General features: G+C 39.3%; 9 protein-coding genes. 8 read left to right on the top strand and 1 reads right to left on the bottom strand.

Going from position 1 to position 20,227, the window contains the following annotated elements; translation table 11 throughout:
• The first annotated feature begins 146 nt into the window (after positions 1 to 146).
• The 4 genes from OM33_RS17760 (at position 147) to OM33_RS17745 (ending at position 7,023) form a co-directional block, all read left to right on the top strand.
• The gene (locus tag OM33_RS17760) at positions 147 to 1,958 is read left to right on the top strand and encodes a PAS domain-containing sensor histidine kinase (RefSeq protein WP_040135572.1); all 1,812 of its coding nucleotides are present in this window, start codon (positions 147 to 149) and stop codon (positions 1,956 to 1,958) included.
• The gene (locus tag OM33_RS17755) at positions 1,951 to 2,298 is read left to right on the top strand and encodes a response regulator (protein WP_040135570.1); all 348 of its coding nucleotides are present in this window, start codon (positions 1,951 to 1,953) and stop codon (positions 2,296 to 2,298) included. Before OM33_RS17760 ends, OM33_RS17755 begins: the two co-directional genes overlap by 8 nt.
• A gap of 12 nt (positions 2,299 to 2,310) precedes the next feature.
• Entirely contained in the window at positions 2,311 to 3,537 is a 1,227-nt protein-coding gene (locus OM33_RS17750) for an EAL domain-containing response regulator (protein WP_040135568.1), read from the top strand.
• 108 nt (positions 3,538 to 3,645) lie between these two features.
• Positions 3,646 to 7,023, top strand: a complete 3,378-nt coding sequence (locus OM33_RS17745; protein WP_040135567.1) for a PAS domain S-box protein — start codon at positions 3,646 to 3,648, stop codon at positions 7,021 to 7,023.
• A gap of 48 nt (positions 7,024 to 7,071) precedes the next feature.
• On the opposite strand, the gene OM33_RS17740 is transcribed toward OM33_RS17745, so the two are convergent.
• Positions 7,072 to 9,882: a bifunctional aconitate hydratase 2/2-methylisocitrate dehydratase gene (locus OM33_RS17740; RefSeq protein ID WP_081991209.1), complete on the bottom strand. Its 2,811-nt coding sequence runs from the start codon at positions 9,880 to 9,882 to the stop codon at positions 7,072 to 7,074.
• A 735-nt stretch (positions 9,883 to 10,617) separates the two neighbouring features.
• On the opposite strand from OM33_RS17740, the gene OM33_RS17735 reads away from it, so the two are divergent.
• From OM33_RS17735 to OM33_RS17720, 4 genes are read left to right on the top strand one after another with little or no spacing between them, the layout of a single operon-like run.
• Positions 10,618 to 11,943, top strand: a complete 1,326-nt coding sequence (locus OM33_RS17735; protein WP_040135563.1) for a surface lipoprotein assembly modifier — start codon at positions 10,618 to 10,620, stop codon at positions 11,941 to 11,943.
• 9 nt (positions 11,944 to 11,952) lie between these two features.
• A complete protein-coding gene (locus OM33_RS17730; RefSeq protein ID WP_040135561.1) occupies positions 11,953 to 13,503 on the top strand; it encodes a FecR family protein in 1,551 nt (516 codons plus the stop codon).
• Between the two features lie 23 nt (positions 13,504 to 13,526).
• On the top strand, positions 13,527 to 18,014 hold the full coding sequence (locus OM33_RS22170; protein ID WP_052141148.1) for a PKD domain-containing protein: 4,488 nt from the start codon (positions 13,527 to 13,529) through the stop codon (positions 18,012 to 18,014).
• Positions 18,011 to 20,182 carry a CHASE2 domain-containing protein gene (locus OM33_RS17720; RefSeq protein ID WP_052141147.1) on the top strand — a complete coding sequence of 724 codons (2,172 nt, stop codon included), beginning with the start codon at positions 18,011 to 18,013 and terminating at the stop codon, positions 20,180 to 20,182. Before OM33_RS22170 ends, OM33_RS17720 begins: the two co-directional genes overlap by 4 nt.
• Positions 20,183 to 20,227: the final 45 nt, after the last annotated feature.

Here is a 20,227-nt window from a genome sequence, read left to right as displayed (position 1 = left end):
ATTATAGACAAATCTCAGCACTATATACTCTATGCATTTTTAATTTTGCCTGTTGATTACGGCTAGCTGGTAAGTCTGTAGAAAACATCGCGACGTTTTGTAACACACTTATAAATTGCTCATGTATAGCTTGGGAGTGAAGCGTAATGTTTGAACGCTTTTTTAATTACTCAAATGAGTTAATGTGTATCGCATCATTAGACGGATATTTCCTTCAAATTAATGATGCTTTTATTGACACTCTGGGTTACCCAAAAGAAACATTACTTTCAGAGCCTTTCACTTCTTTTATACATCCTAACGATATCGATAAAACCCTTGATGAATTAAAAAACATCGGTAAGGGCGTCGATACAGTAAACTTTGAAAATCGTTACTGTGATAGTAATGGTGAGATTAAAATATTAAGTTGGCAAGCAACATTTGACCATGAATCAAATAGTATTTTTGCTACAGCACGAGACATTACAAAAGAACGTTTAGCTATTAGTCAGTATTCACAACTCTACAAAGCCGTTTCAGATAACATTATATTTGCTAAAACCAACGTTAAAGGTGTGATCACTGAAGTTAATCAAAAATTTTGTGATATTAGTGGCTATGACAAAAACGAATTAGTGGGACGAACACATAAAATTGTTAATTCAGGTTATCACAGTCGTGCTTTCTTCTCACAAATGTGGGAAACAATCTCTTCTGGTAAAGTGTGGACAGGGTTAATTACTAATCGTGCTAAAAATGGCAAATACTACATTGTAAAAAGCATCATTATTCCCCTTTTTAATATTGATAACCAAATCGAATCTTACATCGCATTACGTCAAGACATAACTGAACAAATTCAATACCAGCGAGCTAATCAAAAAAACTTAGAGATACTCCATGAAACAGGCACTGTAGCTAAGGTGGGGGGCTGGGAGCTAAATACACAATCGAACGAAATGTTTTGCACCGCTGAAACAAGCAAAATTTTTGATTTAAAATCTGCTGGACCAATTTCAATATCTCTTAATCAAGGACTATCACTCTTTTCACAATCACACTCGAAACTACTGCATCAGGCTATAGATGATACGGTAAAAACAGGTTCCCCATTTGAGTTAGAAATTCAGACATCAGGAGAAAAACAACCCGCTAAGTGGCTTCGCCTCACTGGCAAACAAAAGGAGCCTTTCGTGGATGAACGCATTATTTTTGGTACAGTTCAAGATATCCATGAGCACAAACTTGCACAAATAAAACATAAAGAAGAGCGAAGAAAAAGCATTCAAAATGCTAAATTTTCTGCGCTAGGTGAGCTTGCCGCGAGCATTGCCCATGAAATCAACAATCCACTTGGTATTATTTCAGGCTTTGCTGAAATACTGCTGTACCAATCACCAAATCCGGACGAAAAGCTTTCAGCTATTATTGATTCTTGTGACCGTATTTCTCATATAGTTAAAAATTTAAAACGCTTTTCTAGTACCGACACAATCCCATGTAAAACACGTGTTAATTTAAGTGAAGTGGTTAAAGATGCCATTTCTCTTACCCAACCACGAGCAAGAAAATATCACGCCAAATTGACAGCCCAAATTGCTGATAATATTTCTGTTTGGGGGGTGCATATTGAGCTTGAACAAGTACTTATCAATCTTATCAATAACGCAATAGATGCCGTAGAGACATCACTCACCAAAATAATCACTGTTCAATTATTAGATAAGGCTCACTCACCCCTTGTGATCATTGAGGATACTGGCGGTGGGATAGATGAATCATTTCTACTGAGAATATTTGATCCTTTTGTGACCACTAAGTCAGAAAATAAAGGAACCGGGCTGGGGTTGTCAGTTGTAAAAGGTATTTTAGAAGACCATAACGCACACATCAAAGTTAACAATATGGAATGTGGGGCACGTTTCGAAGTGTCTTTCCCGCCATTACTTTATAATCAGGAGCAAGGCTATGACTAGCATAGTTTATGTCGACGACGAGCAATACCTAACGGATATTTTTACACACTTTTTTTCTGGGCAGAATTATCAGGTCAATGTGTTTACAGACGAGTTCAAAGCAATCGAGTTTTGTAAAAATACCCCCCCTGATATTTTATTTTTAGATTACCGTTTAGCTCAATTACGGGGGGACGATGTTGCTCGTCACGTACCCGAGCATATTCATAAAGTTCTCGTTTCAGGTGATGTCCATATTAAAACTAAATACCCCTTTGATGCGTTTGTGGAAAAGCCGTTTAAATTAAACGACTTGCTGCAAACAATCGAAGCTTTAACACACAACTCGGTTTCTCACTGATAGGACTTTGAAATGAACATTCAACGACTTGTAGTATTAGATGACAACCAAGAATACATAGCATTATTTGCTGGGTTTGCTGACTTACTCAATCTCAAGTTTGACGGTTTTACTGACCACTCAAAAATAAATTTTTCAGAATTAAAAGAAACCGACTTATTGATTCTTGATATCTATATGCCAGAAAAAGATGCGCTAGACATTATTTTGGATCTATCAAATTTAGAGTTTAAAAGTAACCTTGCGCTGATGTCGGGTACCGACCAAGACACAATTAACTCAGTTCAATCAACCATAAATCTGCTCAAAATTTCATTTTGTGGTGCATTATCAAAACCAATTCGATTTAACGCACTTAAAGATTTAATTGCTAAAGCGGATTCTCAGTTACAACAACAATCTCGTATTCAAAACACAAAAATGCCTGTCGACTTGACGCTGCTTTCGCATGAAAACAACATAAAACAATGGTTTAGTAACAAGTATGTTTACCCTGTATTTCAACCTCAATATGACAGTGACTCTGAAAAAATCACTGGTATCGAGTGTTTAACGCGTGTCAATTTACCCAATATTGGTGCTATTAGCCCATTTGATTTTATTGCAGCTGTTGAACAAAATAATCGTATTGATGAATACACGCTTTATTTTATCGATAATGCTTTAACATCAATTCACAGCTTGTTACTTCACAATCCACATCTGTCATGCTCCTTTAATATTTCAGCACAAAACTTGGATAAAGCGTTCGCAGATAAATTAGTCAATTTATTTCAAAATTATACGGTTTTACCAAAACAAATAACGTTAGAAATTACTGAAAGTAATGCAATAAAAATGACATCTGAGGCCTTATACGCTATCTCTCGATTGAAGTTATATGGAGTAAAGCTCGCTATTGATGATTTTGGTACAGGTTACTCCTCCATCAGCCAACTCGTCGATTTACCTTTTGATGAAATAAAAATAGACCGCAGCTTTGTGTGTCAACTTGCCGATAACAAGAAAGCACAGGCAATTATTAGTGCCACTTTTAATCTTGCAACGTCACTGCATTTTAATTTGATAGTAGAAGGGGTCGAAACGCAAGAACAGTTAGAGTTTTTAAGGGATAAGGGTAATTGTATTATTCAAGGCTATTTACTTTCAAAACCGCTTTCAACGGATGATTTACAAAGCCTAATTTTAGGCAAAGGTAAATTCAAACGAGCATCGGTATCTAAGATTATTAAATTTTGATTCATTAAGAAAAGTGAGCGGACAGAAAAATTAATTTTTTCCTAACTATACTCAATGTAGTGCCTGATCATTAGCTTTGGCTTTAACACCTATTTAATTGGTAGAAATATGAGATTAAAAACATTAATTCTAATCGTTGTCTTACTTTCAACCAGTTTACCATTAGTTATTTTCAATTTTATATACATTGGTCTTGAACGTCAGCTGTTACTCGACGATGCAGTAAATAAACTCAACACGGTTGCAAATATTAATCATGCTCGAATAAAAAGTTTGTTAGCCAATAAAAATGACGCCGTCGCCCTTATTAAAAGTCGAACCCAATTCAGAAAGCTGCTTAAAAAAGCAAATACGGAATCAACGCCAACACTGCTTACACGCATTCAAGAAATTAGCCAACACGCAATCAACGCTAGTCCAAATGTTTATGGCATCATTGTTTACAACAACAAAAAATCGTTAATTTATTCTAGCCAAAGTGAGTTAGCGAGTTTGATTAAACCTGACGATTTAAAACACACTAGTAATACACTTAATGTAAAACTTCATTTTATTGCTGAATTGCAGCTTTTGATACTGATAGACCCTATCTATTTTGAAAACGAATTAATTGGTTATATTACGGTAACCTTTAACGACCAAAGCCTGAAAAATATAGTAAGTGACTACCAAGGGCTTGGTGATACCGGCGAAATAGTGCTTGCATCGCGGGATAAAAATGGCGATGCATTCTTTTTAACCCCAACGCGCCATGATCCAACGGTGGCATTATCGTTAACAATTCCTAAAAGTAATTTAGAAATCCCCATCACCCATGCTATGAATGGTACAAATAGCCTTTTCCCTAATTATGTTGATTACAGAGGCATTCCAGTACTGGCGATATCACATCATATTCCAGAAACTGATTGGGGAATGGTTGTTAAAATTGATAAAGTGGAGGTATTCCAAAATATCGAACAATTTAAACAACTCGCTTACAGTGTGTTAATTGGCACTTTGGTTGTTTCAGCATTTATATCAATTTACTTCAGCAAAAACATTTCACGCTTATTCTTATCAATTCTTAACGCTTTAAAAGCAACTGCTAACGGACGTAATGTCGAAATCAAAGAAAAATCAAATATCTTAGAAGTGTCTGAAGTGTATCAGGCAATTAATCGATTAAACGCAGAAAAATTTAAATCAGAAGACTTCCTGCATTATACCATTGCTGAATTAACCGAACTTAATTCCAAACTCGATGCGGAGGCCGAGCGCTTTAAACGATGGAAAGAATCAAATTTTATCGGCATTATTCACTCAACCGCAACTGGACAAATTATCGATACCAATTCAACTCTGCTCGACATGATTGGTTACTCACAAGAAGACCTTGAGCAAGGCCGAATAGATTGGAAAAATCTAACACCCGAGGAATTTTTACCACTCGATCTAAATGCCATTGATGAAGCTAATGAGAAAGGATTTTGGACCCCTTTTGAAAAAGCATATCGGCATAAAGATGGACATCTAGTACCAATATTAATTGGTGGTTCAATATTTGATAAAAGCAATCAAGAATTCATTGTTTTTATCATTAACCTATCCGATAAATATCAAAAGATGCAAGAGCTTGAACAATACAAAGGCATTGTTGAAAACTCCCGTGATATGTTTGCATTTTTAGATCTTGAATATCGATTTAAAGCTGTAAATCAGGCTTATTTAGATCTGCATAAGAAAAGCAAATCAGACGTTATTGATAAAACAATTAGTGATATTCTAGGTGACACGTTTTTCGAACAAAAATTAAAAGGCCGCATTGACTATGCGCTACAAGGCCATGTTGTTTCGTTTACCGAAAATATCACGATTTCAGATAATTCCACTAAAACGCTTAAAGCATCCTATATCCCTTACTTCTCAAAAGATCAGGAGATCATTGGATTCATTTTCAAAGGCGAGGACATCACCGAACTTGAGCAAAAGCAAAAGCTAATCGAACTGCGCGAAGCAGAGCAAAAGCATATTATTGAATCCATGTTAGAAGGCATCTTCACAACGGATATAGAAGGTAAGATTTTATCATTTAACCCTGAGGCTGAGAATATTTTCGGCTATAAGGAATCTGAGATAATTGGTCAAAGTGTAGATATTTTGACCGACGGTGTATCGCATCATACCGCAAAAATTGAACAGTTTATCAAAACTGGAAATTCGCAAATCATTAACAATAGCTTAGGCCGTGATGTTCGCGCAAAGCATAAAAATGGAAATACCTTCCCTATTCGAATTGCCGTAGCGAGTATGCCCCTTACTGAAAGCGGTGAGCAGCACTTCATTGCTAACTTTCAAGATATGAGTGAACATGAGCAGCAAACTAAGCTACTAAACCGCAGCCTTAAGCTTGAGTCATTAGGCAATATTGCAGGTGGGGTTGCTCATGATTTTAATAATATTTTAAGCATCATTGTGGGATACACAAACTTAATAACAGACCATAATAAAGACCCACTTAGCTGCATGGAAGCAATTGAAAAAGCCTGCGAACGAGGACAAAAACTTACCAGCAATTTATTAACCTTTGCTAAAACCAGTAATCGCTTTCCCGTCTCTGTTAATATTAATGATCTTATTCGTAAAAACGAAAAACTTCTTGAGACAGCGTTAACCACTAAAGTAAAACTTACTCTTGAACTTGACGACAACCTGAAACCAACCCGATTAGAAGAGCATTTATTTGAAGATTTGTTGTTAAACATGGCAATTAATGCAATGCATGCAATCAAAACAACTGGTTATTTTACAATTTCAACGAAAAATCGGTCTCTAAGTCAAGACGAAGTGTCTTTTTATCAATTAAAAACGGATTCAGTTATTCAGTTAACGCTCACTGATAATGGCTGTGGCATTTGCCAAGAAAATATCGACAAAATTTTTGACCCATTTTTCACTACCAAAAAAGAATTTGGTAATGGTCTTGGTCTCTCACAATGCTATGGGTTTATAAAGGCCAGTGGCGGTGCGATTGATGTTTCTTCAAGAGAGAATCAAGGTACAACATTTACTATTTTCTTTCCTGTTGTTTCAGACTCCAAAACCCAACAAACAGATACTGATGATTATCAACCACTTGTAATGCAGACACATTATCAAAATATTTTGGTGGTTGATGACGAATACGATATACGCTTTCTAGTTAAATCATTTTTAGAAAATGAAACGACCTGCATATTTGAAGCGAGTAGTGTTAAAGAAGCGCTTACAATATTGGCAGAAAACAAGGTCGACCTTGTAATTAGTGATGTTTTAATGCCCGACACAGATGGCATTAGCTTTATTGAAATGACGTTAAAAAAAATGCCTAACTTAAACTATTTATTTATCTCTGGTTACCTAAATGCACCAGATGATAGTGGGATTATTAAGAATCGCATACTTTATAAGCCTTTTAATAAAGCACAGTTAATCGAAAAGATTAATAGTTTAAACAAGATGCAATAAAAAAGCGCGGTAAGCATAACTTACCGCGCTTTTCGTTAAATCGGTTTATTAAACCATTTTAACAGGTACTGCTTGCTCAGAACCAAACTTAGTCGTTAGTTCTTCTTCAAGTGGTGTGAACGCAGTTAGATCAATGCCCTCAACAGCTGCTGTGTACTCAGCCATTGTTGGGAAGCGACCAAGAATAGTTGAAAGAACTACTAATGGTGTTGAACCAAGAAGCGATTCACCTTTCTTCTCTGATGTATCTGCTACAACACGGCCTTGGAAAAGACGTGTTGATGTAGCGATTACAGTGTCACCCGGCTCAGCTTTCTCTTGGTTACCCATACATAGGTTACAGCCTGGGCGTTCTAGGTAAAGGATGTTTTCGTACTTAGTACGTGCAGCTGTTTTCGGATTTGCATCGTCAAACTCAAAGCCTGCGTACTTAGCGAGTACTTCCCAATCACCTTCTGCTTTAAGCTCATCAACAATGTTGTATGTTGGTGGCGCAACAACAAGTGGCGCTTTAAATTCGATTGAACCGTTTTGTTTTTCTAGGTTACGCAGCATTTGCGCGATGATCTGCATGTCACCTTTGTGAACCATACACGAACCAACGAAACCAAGGTCAACTGGCTTGCCATCGTAGAAAGAAACTGGACGAATAACATCGTGCGTGTAACGCTTAGACACGTCATCGTTGTTTACGTCTGGGTCAGCGATCATTGGCTCAACGATTTCGTCAAGGTTAACAACAACTTCTGCGTAGTACTTAGCGTTGTCATCAGGTGCAAGTGCTGGTTGCTCACCAGACTTAATACCTGCAATACGCTCGTCAGCTAAGTCGATAAGACCTTGAAGCGTCTTCGCTTCGTTTTCCATACCCTTGTTGATCATGATCTGGATACGGCTCTTAGCAAGTTCAATTGACTTGATAAGTGTTTCGTCGTTTGAAATACAGATTGACGCTTTCGCTTTCATTTCTGCAGTCCAGTCAGTGAAGGTAAACGCTTGGTCAGCCATTAATGTACCGATGTGAACTTCGATAATACGACCTTGGAACACGTTCTCACCGCCAAATTGCTTAAGCATTTGTGCTTGCGTTGCGTGTACCACGTCACGGAAGTCCATGTGCTTAGCCATTTTGCCTTTAAACGTTACTTTAACTGAATCAGGAATTGGCATTGCCGATTCACCTGTTGCTAAAGCAAGTGCTACAGTACCTGAGTCGGCACCGAATGCTACACCTTTAGACATACGCGTGTGTGAGTCACCACCGATGATGATTGCACGGTCGTCCACTGTAATATCGTTTAATACTTTGTGGATTACGTCAGTCATTGAGTGGTAAATGCCTTTAGGATCACGTGCAGTGATAAGGCCAAACTTGTTCATGAACGCCATTAGTTTAGGAATGTTTGCTTGCGCTTTTGCATCCCAAACTGATGCTGTGTGACAACCAGACTGATAAGCACCATCTACAAGTGGTGAAATCGTTGAAGCAGCCATAGCTTCAAGTTCCTGACATGTCATAGGACCAGTAGTATCTTGCGAACCTACGATGTTAACTTTAACACGTACGTTTGAACCAGCGTGAAGTGGCGTTTCAGATTGAACACCTACCGCATTACGGTTAAAGATTTTCTCAACAGCAGTAAGACCTTGGCCTTCGTGTGAAATCTCTTTTGAAGGAGCGTAAACTGCTGGTGCATCTACGCCTAGCGTTTCTGCAGCTAGCGTTTGAAGTTTCTTACCGAATACAACCGCGTAAGAACCACCTGCGCGCATAAATTCTACTTTCTGTGGCGTGAATGCAGATGACACATCTACAAGCTCTTTGTCACCGTTGTATAGTTTCTTCGCTTGTGTATCGATCGTTAATAAAGTACCCGTTGCAACTGAGTAAGCTTCTTCTAGTACTGGGTCGCCATTTTCATCAGTCACTGTGTTACCATCAGCGTCTACTTTCTTAACCCAGTTTTTAAGGTCAAGACCGATACCACCGGTTACGTCTACCGTAGTAAGGAAGATAGGTGCGATACCGTTTGTACCTGCAACAACAGGTGCGATGTTAATAAAAGGAACGTAAGGGCTTGCTTGCTCACCCGCCCAAAGTGCTACGTTATTCACACCAGACATACGCGAAGAACCTACACCCATAGTACCTTTTTCAGCGATAAGCATCACTTTCGCGTTAGGATGCTTTTCTTTTAGAGCTACGATTTCTTGCTGTGCCTCAGGTGTAATCATACATTGGCCGTGAAGTTCACGGTCAGCACGCGAGTGCGCTTGGTTACCTGGAGAAAGTAAGTCAGTTGAGATATCACCTTCACCTGCAATGTAAGTTACAACTTCAATCTTCTCTGGAATGTTAGGAAGTTTTGTGAAGAATTCAGCATTTGCGTAGCTTTCAAGGATTTCTTTAGCAACTGCGTTGCCTGCTTTGAACGCATCTTGTAAACGCGTTGTATCTGCATCGTATAGGAATACTTGTGTTTTAAGTACGTCTGCAGCTTGTTTTGCTACTGCTTCATCATTGCCTAATGCAAGGTCAAGTAGTACTGCAATTGAAGGACCGCCTTTCATGTGTGAAAGCAGTTCAAATGCAAATTCAGCTGAAATTTCAGCAACGTTTTCTTGACCAAGAATGATTTCTTTTAAGAATGCTGCCTTTACACCCGCTGCAGGGGTTGTACCTGGTAGCGTGTTGTAAATGAAAAACTTTAATGAATCTTCACGGTGCTCGTTTGTTGTATCTTTGATTTGAGCGATGATTTCAGATAGTAGCTCTGCACTATCAATTGGCTTAGGGTTTAATCCAAGTTCCGCTTTACGGGTCTGGATTTCCGCCATGTATTCTGTATACAAACTCATAAAAAACTCTCGACGTGTTTTTGAAAAGATATGAACTAACTATTTTACATGATTTAAACTAGCCCACGAAGCGGCAGAGTTCAAAAAACATAAAAAACTTAGCAAATTAATACTAATTGATAACCTTATCGGTCATTAAAGTGTTGCAAAACTTAACATTGCACTAACTCATTGATAATAGTTATTATTACCAGTGCGTTTCAGACAGTTTGTCGTGTCTTAACGCTAAAGACAAAAAGCCTCGTTGAAACGTAAGAAACATTTCTTAGCGTAGTTAGGCAACACCCTAAATCTATTTTCTTCGATTGTAACACGCTATTACCCCTAGCAAGATTTAGCGTAAAAATACCCATTATAAATATAGATTATATTGCTGTTAAATTTCATAATCTTGATTGATAATTGTACATCTAGCCTTTAAATTGCAAGAAGTGTTCATTTATAGCCAACAATAAAGATGATAAAAAACACTGTAAAAGTATTTTAATTAGACTCACTTTTATTCTTAAAGCTAACCACTTTCATTTACCTCAACCAAACTAAGGGGTTTCAATCGATGCGTGTTTTGCCAGATTACGTTCTGAATCATCTAAACCTGAATTAATTTCTCTTTTTCAAAAAATACATATCGACGCTAGGCGTCTAAGTAAAGTTTGTACTACCTTTACAAAAGCAAATTCAGATAAAGCAGTAACTGATTGTTCCACTGAAAAATTACTCTAAATTGGAGCGAACATGCACGACGCTGGCAAGCGACTGGTTTTAGGAATTAAAGGTGTATTTTGTTTATTCAGCTGTGCTCTATTATCAGCCGATGAAACACCTCTCATTATCAATAAAGCTAAGGAATTAGTGACACTCGGCAATTGGTCTCAAGCAGTTAATATTCTTCTACCACAAGAGCTGGAATATGCGGGTAATCCCGAATTTGACTTTCTACTCGGCACTGCACTTCGTAATAACAAACAATCAAGTATTGCAGTGCAAGTACTACAGCGCGCAATTGATACTCAACCAAATTTTAACGCAGCACGATTTCAGTTAGCCTGCGCACTCTATGAAGTTGGCGATTATCAACGTGCAAAGTTTCATTTTGAATTGCTACAACAATTAGAGCCCAGTAATCCATGGCAAATGTCAATTAGCCGTTACTTGCAAGCAATATCAATAGCAGGAAGAGCGTATCAGCCCTATCTCAGTAGCTATGTTTCATTAGGCGCAGGGTATGACTCAAATGCCAATGCTGCCACATCAGATTCATCTTTTTTAGGCTTCACACTCGCGACTGACACCGTAGAAGTTGATTCATCATTCGCCCTTCTAGCTGGCGGCGTTTTTTTAAGCTACCCACTGGATCCATACTGGAAACTGACCACAAGTGCCAATATTAGTACTCGCTCAAATACTCATGCGCACTTTGTAGACGCCAATCGTGCAGATTTATCTATCAATATTGACCGCATTACTGATTTTGGCAGAGTTTATAGTCGACTAACTGGTTTTTATACTCAGTTGGATAGTCGATTTAACCACCGTCGCGGTATCTTTGACCTTGGTACGGACTACAATCTATCAAGTCAAATAGTTTTAAACTTAAACGCTCAGCTGCAAAACAAACGCTTTCATAAGTCTCTAGAGGTAAGAGATGCGAATAGTATTGGCATGACACTCGGGCTAATTTACCGCTACGCTAATGACTTTGATCAAACCGCAATTAACCTTGGTGCTTTTCAAGATGACGCGGATTTAACAACGAGTCCCTACTCCAACCAACAATATCAATTTCAGTTATTTTCGCGTCACAGCATATCTGATCGGTCTTTTTGGCAAATACAAGCATTGGCAATTCAGGTTGACTATGACGATGACAATTTATTCTTTGGAGAACAAAGAGAAGACGAGCGCTATATGCTCAGTGCTTCATACCACTTGTTAGAGTTTACCTCGCCAAAATGGCAACTGAGCGTACAGCTAGACCTGATTGACAACCGTTCTAACATTGCTATTTACGCTTACGACAAAACCCAAATTGGTTTCAATTTGAAGCGGACTTTTGATTAGGAGCAATAAATGAAAATTCAACAAAGACTGTTTTTTTTATCGTTACTAATCAGTGTGTTTTCGCTGAATGCAGAAGTCGGCAAAGTACTTTTTGCTGTAGGCAATGTACAAGTTGAAAGGCAAACAATACAAACGTTAAAGCGCGGTGATGCCATCATGGTCGGGGATATACTCACTACCGGCGATAAGTCCAGGCTTCAAATATTATTCAATGATAACGCAAGAGTCTCACTAAGACCTAACTCACAGCTAATAGTGGATGATTATTTTTACGATAAAAATGCGAACAATAAACAAGTTACAAGCAGTAAAGAAGCCACTAGCGCGTTTAGCCTAGTGAAAGGTGGTTTTCGTACAATAACAGGTGCAATTGCAGCAGGTGATGATAAAACAGGTTATAAAGTAAAAACCGCCGTCGCAACAATTGGCATTCGGGGGACAGATTACAGTATTTTACTTTGTAATAATGATTGCCTTCCTCTGCCAAATTCACAAAAACCTGTTGAAAATGGTTTATATGCGGGCGTTTCAACCGGTGCTATCGTGCTAATTAATAACGCAGGAGAAGTACAACTCAACAATTCCGAGTCTGGTTTTGTTAAAACGTTTAATTCACAACCCGTTAAACTGCTTGGACCACCACGTAGTTTATTTGGACAAACTGCGCCAATAAAAAAAGCAAGTAAATCGAATTCATCCCAAAATAAATCACTGAATGTACCTAAATCGTTACTGCTAACAAATAACACACCTTTTTCAGATACAAGCGATATCTCTGAGCCCCAACAAATAGATAATGAAGAAATTATCATTTCAAAAAAAGTAGTTGATGACGAGGGCAATGAAATTATTATTGACGATGGTAATTTTGCGTCATCAAATATCGCTGGCAATTTTTCATTTGCAAATAACTCACAACCCTTAGTTCAACAAGAACAACAACTCACATTAGACGAGCGTGGTAATTTAATTGGCTTTACAGCTAACGATGGTAATTACTCCATTGGCAATGCGGCCAATAAAAACCTTGGATTCGACCCAATAACAGGGTTTCGCTGGGGTCGTTGGCAGGGGGAAGAAGCACAATTTAACGACACCCCGCTCGACTTAACAGCAAAAAGCTTGCATTGGTTAACCAATGACCTTGCCAATTCAGGTGAATTTGCACTGATACAAACAGGCAGCGCTAGTTATCAGTTGATAGGAAACACTGAACCAACAAATAACCTAGGAGATACAGGTGTTCTAGGGAGTGCCGAGTTTTCGGCAGATTTCACCAATCAAACCGTTTTTTCAAGCTTATCACTGGGTATAAATGGTAACAATTGGCAAGCCTCTGGAACAGGTTCAATTGCGCAAGGTATTAATTATTTTAGTGGTAACTACAGCGACGTATTAATAAATGGGCAAACACAAGGAAGAGGTTCTTTTTCTGGCTTATTCAGCCCAAACATAGAGACAAATGGTGCACCGCTCGGCGCAGGCTTGACCTATAGTTTAAGCGACAATAATGCAATTGAAACGATCAATGGTGTACTTGTATTTGCTAATCAAAAATAAAATGTGAAAAGCTGGAGCTCTCGATGACGCTTTATTGGTATTTAAAATCATTTTTCTGCACAGCACTTGTGTGCTTACTTGCAGCCTGCGGCGATAATAGTTCTGAAGATGCTGTGCAGGTAACAGAGCAAAACATATCGAAGCAACTGATATCAGGTAAAGCCAGTAAAGGTGCGCTCAATAATGCAGTTATCGAAGCATGGGCAATCAATAAACAAGGTGGGATAACGGGTACCGCACCTGTTGCAACCACAACAACTGATGACCGAGGAAACTTTACCTTTAATCTAGTACCACAAAATGAGCCTCTGTTGTTAAAAAGCTATGGTGGCAGTTATATCGATGAATCTGATCCAGAACCAAACATAAACTTAAAGCGTTCGATTCAATTAACCGAACAACAAGGCCTAACCTCTATTTTATTGCCTGGGGAAACAACTAGTGCGATGACGATAATGACTTCTTCGTTAACACTAAAAGCGCAACGCGAAACCTTTGGCGATGTCTTTTTTGAAACCTTACTGGCAATAATTGATAATGCAGAGCAAACATTTGGTTTTAATCCTTTCACCAATCTTCCTAGCAATGTTATTAGTCCTGCCACCGAAGATAGCCAAGTCACTAAGCAGCATGCCTTAGTGATCGGCGGTTTTGCTAATGTGGTTAATCATGCAGCCATCGACATGGGATTTCCATTTGCTAACTATTTAACCATTGAAGCCATTATCAGTGATTTTAGCGATGGGAAAATAGACGGCCTAGTCAACCAAAATGAAATAATAGTCACAGCAGATGATGGAGTCCTATTATCATTAAGCCAAACTATCGACCTGAATGCAGAGATAAATCGCTTTCGCAATAATAACTTTGCGGCATACGAAACCACCCCGCTACTCACGGTGGATCAAGAGAGTTTGAGTGAACAACAAAGTGTAAACTTCCCGCCAGCAATTTCTATTAACGAACAAACAACTGGCAGCGAGGGCGAGCAAATAACCATTGTTGCAAATGTGACAGATCCCGAAGAGCAAACCCTAACTTTAATCTGGACGCAAGTTGCAGGACCGCAAGTTGAACTTATCGACAACAATACAAGTGCGGTGAGCTTTTCTCTTGAAAACATATCTCAAAACCAAACTATAACCTTGCAGCTTGAAGCGACTGACAGCGTTAACGCCACTAGCAAACAAACTACTAGTATTCAGATACTGAACCTACCAAATCAAAGTCCAACAGCCAATGCCGGGGCTGATCAAACGGTGGATGAAGGCAGCGCTGTCATCTTATCTGGCGAAGGAAGTGACAATGATGGCACAATCGTCAGTTTTTTATGGCAACAAACTGCTGGCACCGAGGTTGAACTAACAAACATACAGTCCGCAAATACACAATTTGAAGCCCCACAGCTTTTAGAGGATGAAGTACTCAGTTTTACACTCACAGTAACCGATAACGAAGGCGCAACATCCAGTGATTCAGTATCCATTACTGTTAATAACATACCTAATCAATTACCCTTGGTGAACGCTGGAGGTGACCAAACCGTAAATGAAAAAGACAACGTGACCCTCTCGGGCACTGCCTCAGACAATGATGGTGTAATTACAAACTACCTATGGCAACAAAACAGTGGCCCAACTGTTTTATTGAACAATGCCAATAGCGCTTTAGCGAACTTTATCGCACCCGAAGTAACATCAAGCCAAGTACTCAGTTTTAAATTAACAGTCACCGATGACCAAGGTGCCACAGCAAGTGATGATGTCATCATTAACGTCAACAATGTACCGAACCAGCCACCTATTGCAAATGCAGGCACTAATCAAACAGTAACGGAAGGTGATAACGTTAGTTTAACCGGTTCCGGCACAGACAGTGATGGTGACGTTGTCAGTTATTTTTGGCAGCAAACAGCTGGTGAAACCGTTTCCTTAACCAACCCAAATGCCGCATCAACAATGTTTACCGCGCCTCAAGTGACGAGCACAGCCATTCTGCGCTTTTCACTTATTGTGACAGACAATGAAGGCGCGACTGGCACTGACGACATTGTTATCACAGTAAATGATATTCCAAATGAGGCCCCCACAGTTAATGCTGGCAGTGATCAAACGGTAGATGAAGGTAACACAGTAACTTTAAGTTGTAGCGCCACTGATAATGACGGCACCATTGAAAGTTACCTGTGGCAGCAAACAGCTGGCGAAACCGTTTCCTTAACCAACCCAAATGCCGCGTCAACAACGTTTACCGCGCCTGAAGTGACGAGCACAGCCATTCTGCGCTTTTCTCTTGTCGTTACAGACAATGAAGGCGCGACTGGCACTGACGACATTGTTATCACAGTAAATGATATTCCAAATGAGCCCCCCACCGTTAACGCTGGCAGTGATCAAACGGTAGATGAAGGTAACACAGTAACTTTATCTGGTAGTGCCAATGACAATGACGGCACCATTGAGAGTTACTTGTGGCAGCAAACAGCTGGCGAAACCGTTTCCTTAACTAATCCAAATGCTGCGTCCACAACGTTTACCGCGCCTGAAGTGACGAGCACAGCCATTCTGCGCTTTTCACTTATTGTGACAGACAATGAAGGCGCGACTGGCACTGACGACATTGTTATCACATTGAATGATATTCCAAATGAGCCTCCCACCGTTAACGCAGGCAGTGATCAAACGGTAGATGAAGGTAACACAGTAACTTTATCTGGCAGTGCCACTGACAATGACGGCACCATTGAGAGTTACCTGTGGCAGCAAACAGCTGGGCCTAATGTGACACTCAATAATGCAAGTAGTTCCACTGCTAGTTTTATAGCACCGGATGTTGAATCTACTAGCGTACTCACTTTTTCTTTAACCGTAACAGATGATAAAGGTGATTCTGCAAGTGATGACATTAACATCACGGTAAGTAATGTGGTCAATATTCCACCGACAGCCGATGCTGGCAGAGATCAAAACGTTAATGAAGGGTCACAAGTTACACTGAGTGGCACTGGCACTGACTCAGATGGTTCAATTAGCAGTTACTTATGGCAGCAAACCAGTGGTACAACTGTCTCAATTAGCAATGCAAACTCATCAAATGCCAGCTTTATTGCACCGGAAGTCAGTACTACCAGTAGCCTTGAATTTAGACTAACGGTAACTGATGATGATGGTGATTCAGGCAGTGATTTCGTCACGGTTGTGGTTAATTCAGTGAATAAATCCCCAACTGCAAACGCTGGTAATGACTTTACTGCAGGTTCAGGGCAAGAAGTCGTCGTTCTTGGTTCGGGCACCGATCCTGATGGCAGTATTGTCGCTTATCGTTGGCAACAATTAAGTGGCACCAATGTCACACTGATTAATGACAACACAGAAAAAGTGAGTTTTACGGCACCGTTTGATGAAGTAGTGTCGACAATAGAACTCGAACTCACTGTTACCGACAACGAAGATGCCAGTGCCAAAGATACTGTTGTCATAACCATTGATCCGAGCGTTGGCAAAGTAGCAGCTGAAGTCCGTTGGTATTATGAAACTGATGGCCCAATAGTCTCCGAGCCTGTAATTGATGCAAAAAACAATATTTTGGTTGCGAGCCAAGACCATTACCTCTATTCATTATCGCCCGATGGCGCCCTAAATTGGCGTTTGAATGGTGAAGCATCGCTTGATTTTAGCCCGTTAATTGCCAGCAATAATGTTATCTATATCACCACTAACAATAATTCGTTGCTCGCAATTAAACCTGATGGTGAATTGCTCTGGCAGTTTAATCTTGACGAAACAGTGTCACAGTCACCTATCGAATTACCTGATAAAACCATAGTTGTTACCACAACCAACAGCCTTTATGCTGTAAATCAATCAGGTGAGCTTATCTGGCAACATCATTTGCCAGCAGCAAACATTTCAACAGCATTAAATCAAAATGATAACCTATTTATAACGACCGACAATGGTAGTGTGTTTGCTTTATCAAATGTCGTAAATCAAGCAGTGAAAACAACAGAGTATTTTGTTTCTTACGCGGCACTCAATGCACCCCACAGAGCTAAACAACAAATGCATTACTTAAGCGACCAAAACGGTGCCATTTATCACCTCATTAATAATCAAATAGAACAAATCATGCGAATAGATGCACAATTAGCATCTGCTCCACTTGTGTTAAAAAATAACTTATTTATTGGCACACTTAATGGTCGTCTCTATGCGTACGACCTAGAAAAAGAAATGATACTTTGGCATTTTGACGCACGAAATCCGATACAATTTAGCCCATTAATCGCACCGTTTGAAGAGCTGATAATCACCACACAAGAAGGACAAATTTACGCGCTTAATAAGAATGGCGAAGTCATCTGGCAACTGATGTTACCGAGTAAGATTGGTGCTTCGGCTATTGTTTCAGACAACGCTATTATTTATGTCGGCGCACTTGATAATAAGCTTTATGCCATTGGGCGAGAACACAGTTTTAATAATCAAGCAGAAGTGAACAATAATCGTTGAGCACGCCAATTAAAACCTTAATTATACGCTCTTTTATTAGCCTAACGGTGTTATGTGCTATTGCACTTTCAGAGCTTGGTTACATCCGTAATCCGCTATTGGAAAAATTGGAAAATGTGCTTTATGACATACGATTAACAACCACGATGATCAATACCAAAAGTGATAACATTGTCATTATTGATATCGATGAAAAAAGTTTAGTTAATCATGGTCAGTGGCCATGGCGAAGAGATGTTATCGCAAACCTTGTAAATATCTTATTTGATCACTATGAAATTAAAAGTTTAGGTTTTGATATGGTATTTGCTGAGCCGCAAGATAACTCAGCGTTGGCTGTGATTGACCAAATATCACGCATCAGTCCCAACCTTGAGTTAACCGAGTTGCGAACTCAATACCAGTTTGATAATCAATTTGCCGAGTCTCTTTTCGTACGCAATGTGATACTCGGTTATGTTTTTAAGCAATCAAATAGTCAAAACCGTGACCAACGTGTTGGAATGCTCCCACAGGCTATTGCTTCAACTGATGTACTAGGCGAAGCGGCTTTACATATCAATCATGCAACAAGCTTTACAGGTAATACAGCAGCATTACAATCCGCTGCTGATTTTGGTGGTTTTTTTGACTATTTCCGCAACCAAAGTACATTGCGGCAAGTGCCGTTATTGCAAGCCTTTGAAGGCAAACTCTACCCCTCTCTCGCTTTACAATTGGCTGCTGTGAGCATAGATGCCAATTATCACTTTAATTTAAATGAACACGGTAACTTACTTGAGTCCATCCAAATTAATGACCATATTATTCCAATTAGCCCAAATGCATCAATGTATGTGCCTTTTCGCGGCCCGATGGGTAGTTTCAACTACTTGTCAGCAACCGATATCATGTCACAAAAGTTAGAAAAGTCTCGCCTTAAAGACAAGATAGCCATTGTTGGTACCAGCGCCGCGGGGTTACTAGATTTGCGCTCTACCCCTGTTGGCAAAAGCTATGCGGGGGTTGAAGTGCATGCCAATACAGTCTCTGGAATTTTAGAACAACGCGTCAAAGCAAAACCCGATTACACCCTCGCTATTGAATTATTACTGATGCTTACCTTTGCCTTACTGATGACGTTTATTTTCCCCGTATTAACACCAAAGCTTGGATTTTTATTTTTACTTTGTGTTACCTGTATGGCACTGGTAATCAACCTGTATTGTTGGCAAACACTCAATCTTATTTTAAATCTAGCACCACTACTTATACTCATTGCACTCACTGCATTTTTTCACATTAACTATAACTTTTTTATTGAACAAAAAAATAAACGCGCGCTCAGTAAGGTGTTTAGCCAATATATTCCAAGCCAAGTTGTTGAGGAATTTGATCTCGATGAAGCAAAAATGTCGTTAACGGGCGATAGTCGTGAAATGACCGTCTTTTTTGCAGATGTACGAAATTTCACAAGTATTTCAGAAAGCATGTCACCGACGCAATTAACCCAATTAATGAATGCTTTTTTAACCCCTATCACGCGAGAGATCCACAACACAAAAGGTACCATTGATAAATACATGGGCGATGCTGTTATGGCTTTTTGGGGCGCACCTATAAAAGATCAAAATCATGCGAATCATGCTGTCGCATCAGCAAAGAGTATTTTTGATAAATTACCTGAATTGAACGAACAACTTAAACGTAATAATTGGCCACTTATCCGCATCGGTATTGGACTTGCTAGTGGTGAAATGAATGTTGGCAATATGGGGTCTGAATTTCGAGTAGCGTACTCGGTTCTGGGTGACACGGTTAATTTGGGCTCAAGACTTGAAGGCTTAACAAAAGTCTACGGTGTGCCAATTTTAGTTAATGAAAACACTAAAATACTTGCTAACGAGCATAAATTTATGCGAATTGATCGGGTGCGTGTAAAGGGCAAACAGCAGCCAATCACCCTATATACACCTATACTTTTTGATGAAACGTATTGTCAGCAATTTGAAAACGCGCTCGAACTATACTGGCAAAAGGAGTTCAGTTTAGCAAAACAACATTTTGACAAGATGAACCAAGCTAGTTTACATACCTTAACGTCGCTTTTTTCAAAACGTTGTGAACAATTTCTCGCACAGCCACCAGCGACTAATTGGGACGGTGTTTTCCAACATAGCACTAAATAAAAAAGAGCACCCTATTGGGTGCTCTTTCACATTCAGCAATAAAAA

It is taken from the genome of Pseudoalteromonas piratica (assembly GCF_000788395.1).
Classification (GTDB): domain Bacteria; phylum Pseudomonadota; class Gammaproteobacteria; order Enterobacterales; family Alteromonadaceae; genus Pseudoalteromonas; species Pseudoalteromonas piratica.
Note: the sequence above shows the minus strand (reverse complement) of the source record. Positions and strands in the feature narration are given on the sequence as shown.

Excerpts from the sequence above, each read along its gene's own strand:
- OM33_RS17740 (WP_081991209.1), bottom strand. The coding sequence starts at position 9,882 with ATGAGTTTGTATACAGAATACATGGCGGAAATCCAGACCCGTAAAGCG.
- OM33_RS17760 (WP_040135572.1), top strand. The coding sequence starts at position 147 with ATGTTTGAACGCTTTTTTAATTACTCAAATGAGTTAATGTGTATCGCA.
- OM33_RS17750 (WP_040135568.1), top strand. The coding sequence starts at position 2,311 with ATGAACATTCAACGACTTGTAGTATTAGATGACAACCAAGAATACATA.
- OM33_RS17735 (WP_040135563.1), top strand. The coding sequence starts at position 10,618 with ATGCACGACGCTGGCAAGCGACTGGTTTTAGGAATTAAAGGTGTATTT.
- OM33_RS22170 (WP_052141148.1), top strand. The coding sequence starts at position 13,527 with ATGACGCTTTATTGGTATTTAAAATCATTTTTCTGCACAGCACTTGTG.
- OM33_RS17730 (WP_040135561.1), top strand. The coding sequence starts at position 11,953 with ATGAAAATTCAACAAAGACTGTTTTTTTTATCGTTACTAATCAGTGTG.
- OM33_RS17745 (WP_040135567.1), top strand. The coding sequence starts at position 3,646 with ATGAGATTAAAAACATTAATTCTAATCGTTGTCTTACTTTCAACCAGT.
- OM33_RS17755 (WP_040135570.1), top strand. The coding sequence starts at position 1,951 with ATGACTAGCATAGTTTATGTCGACGACGAGCAATACCTAACGGATATT.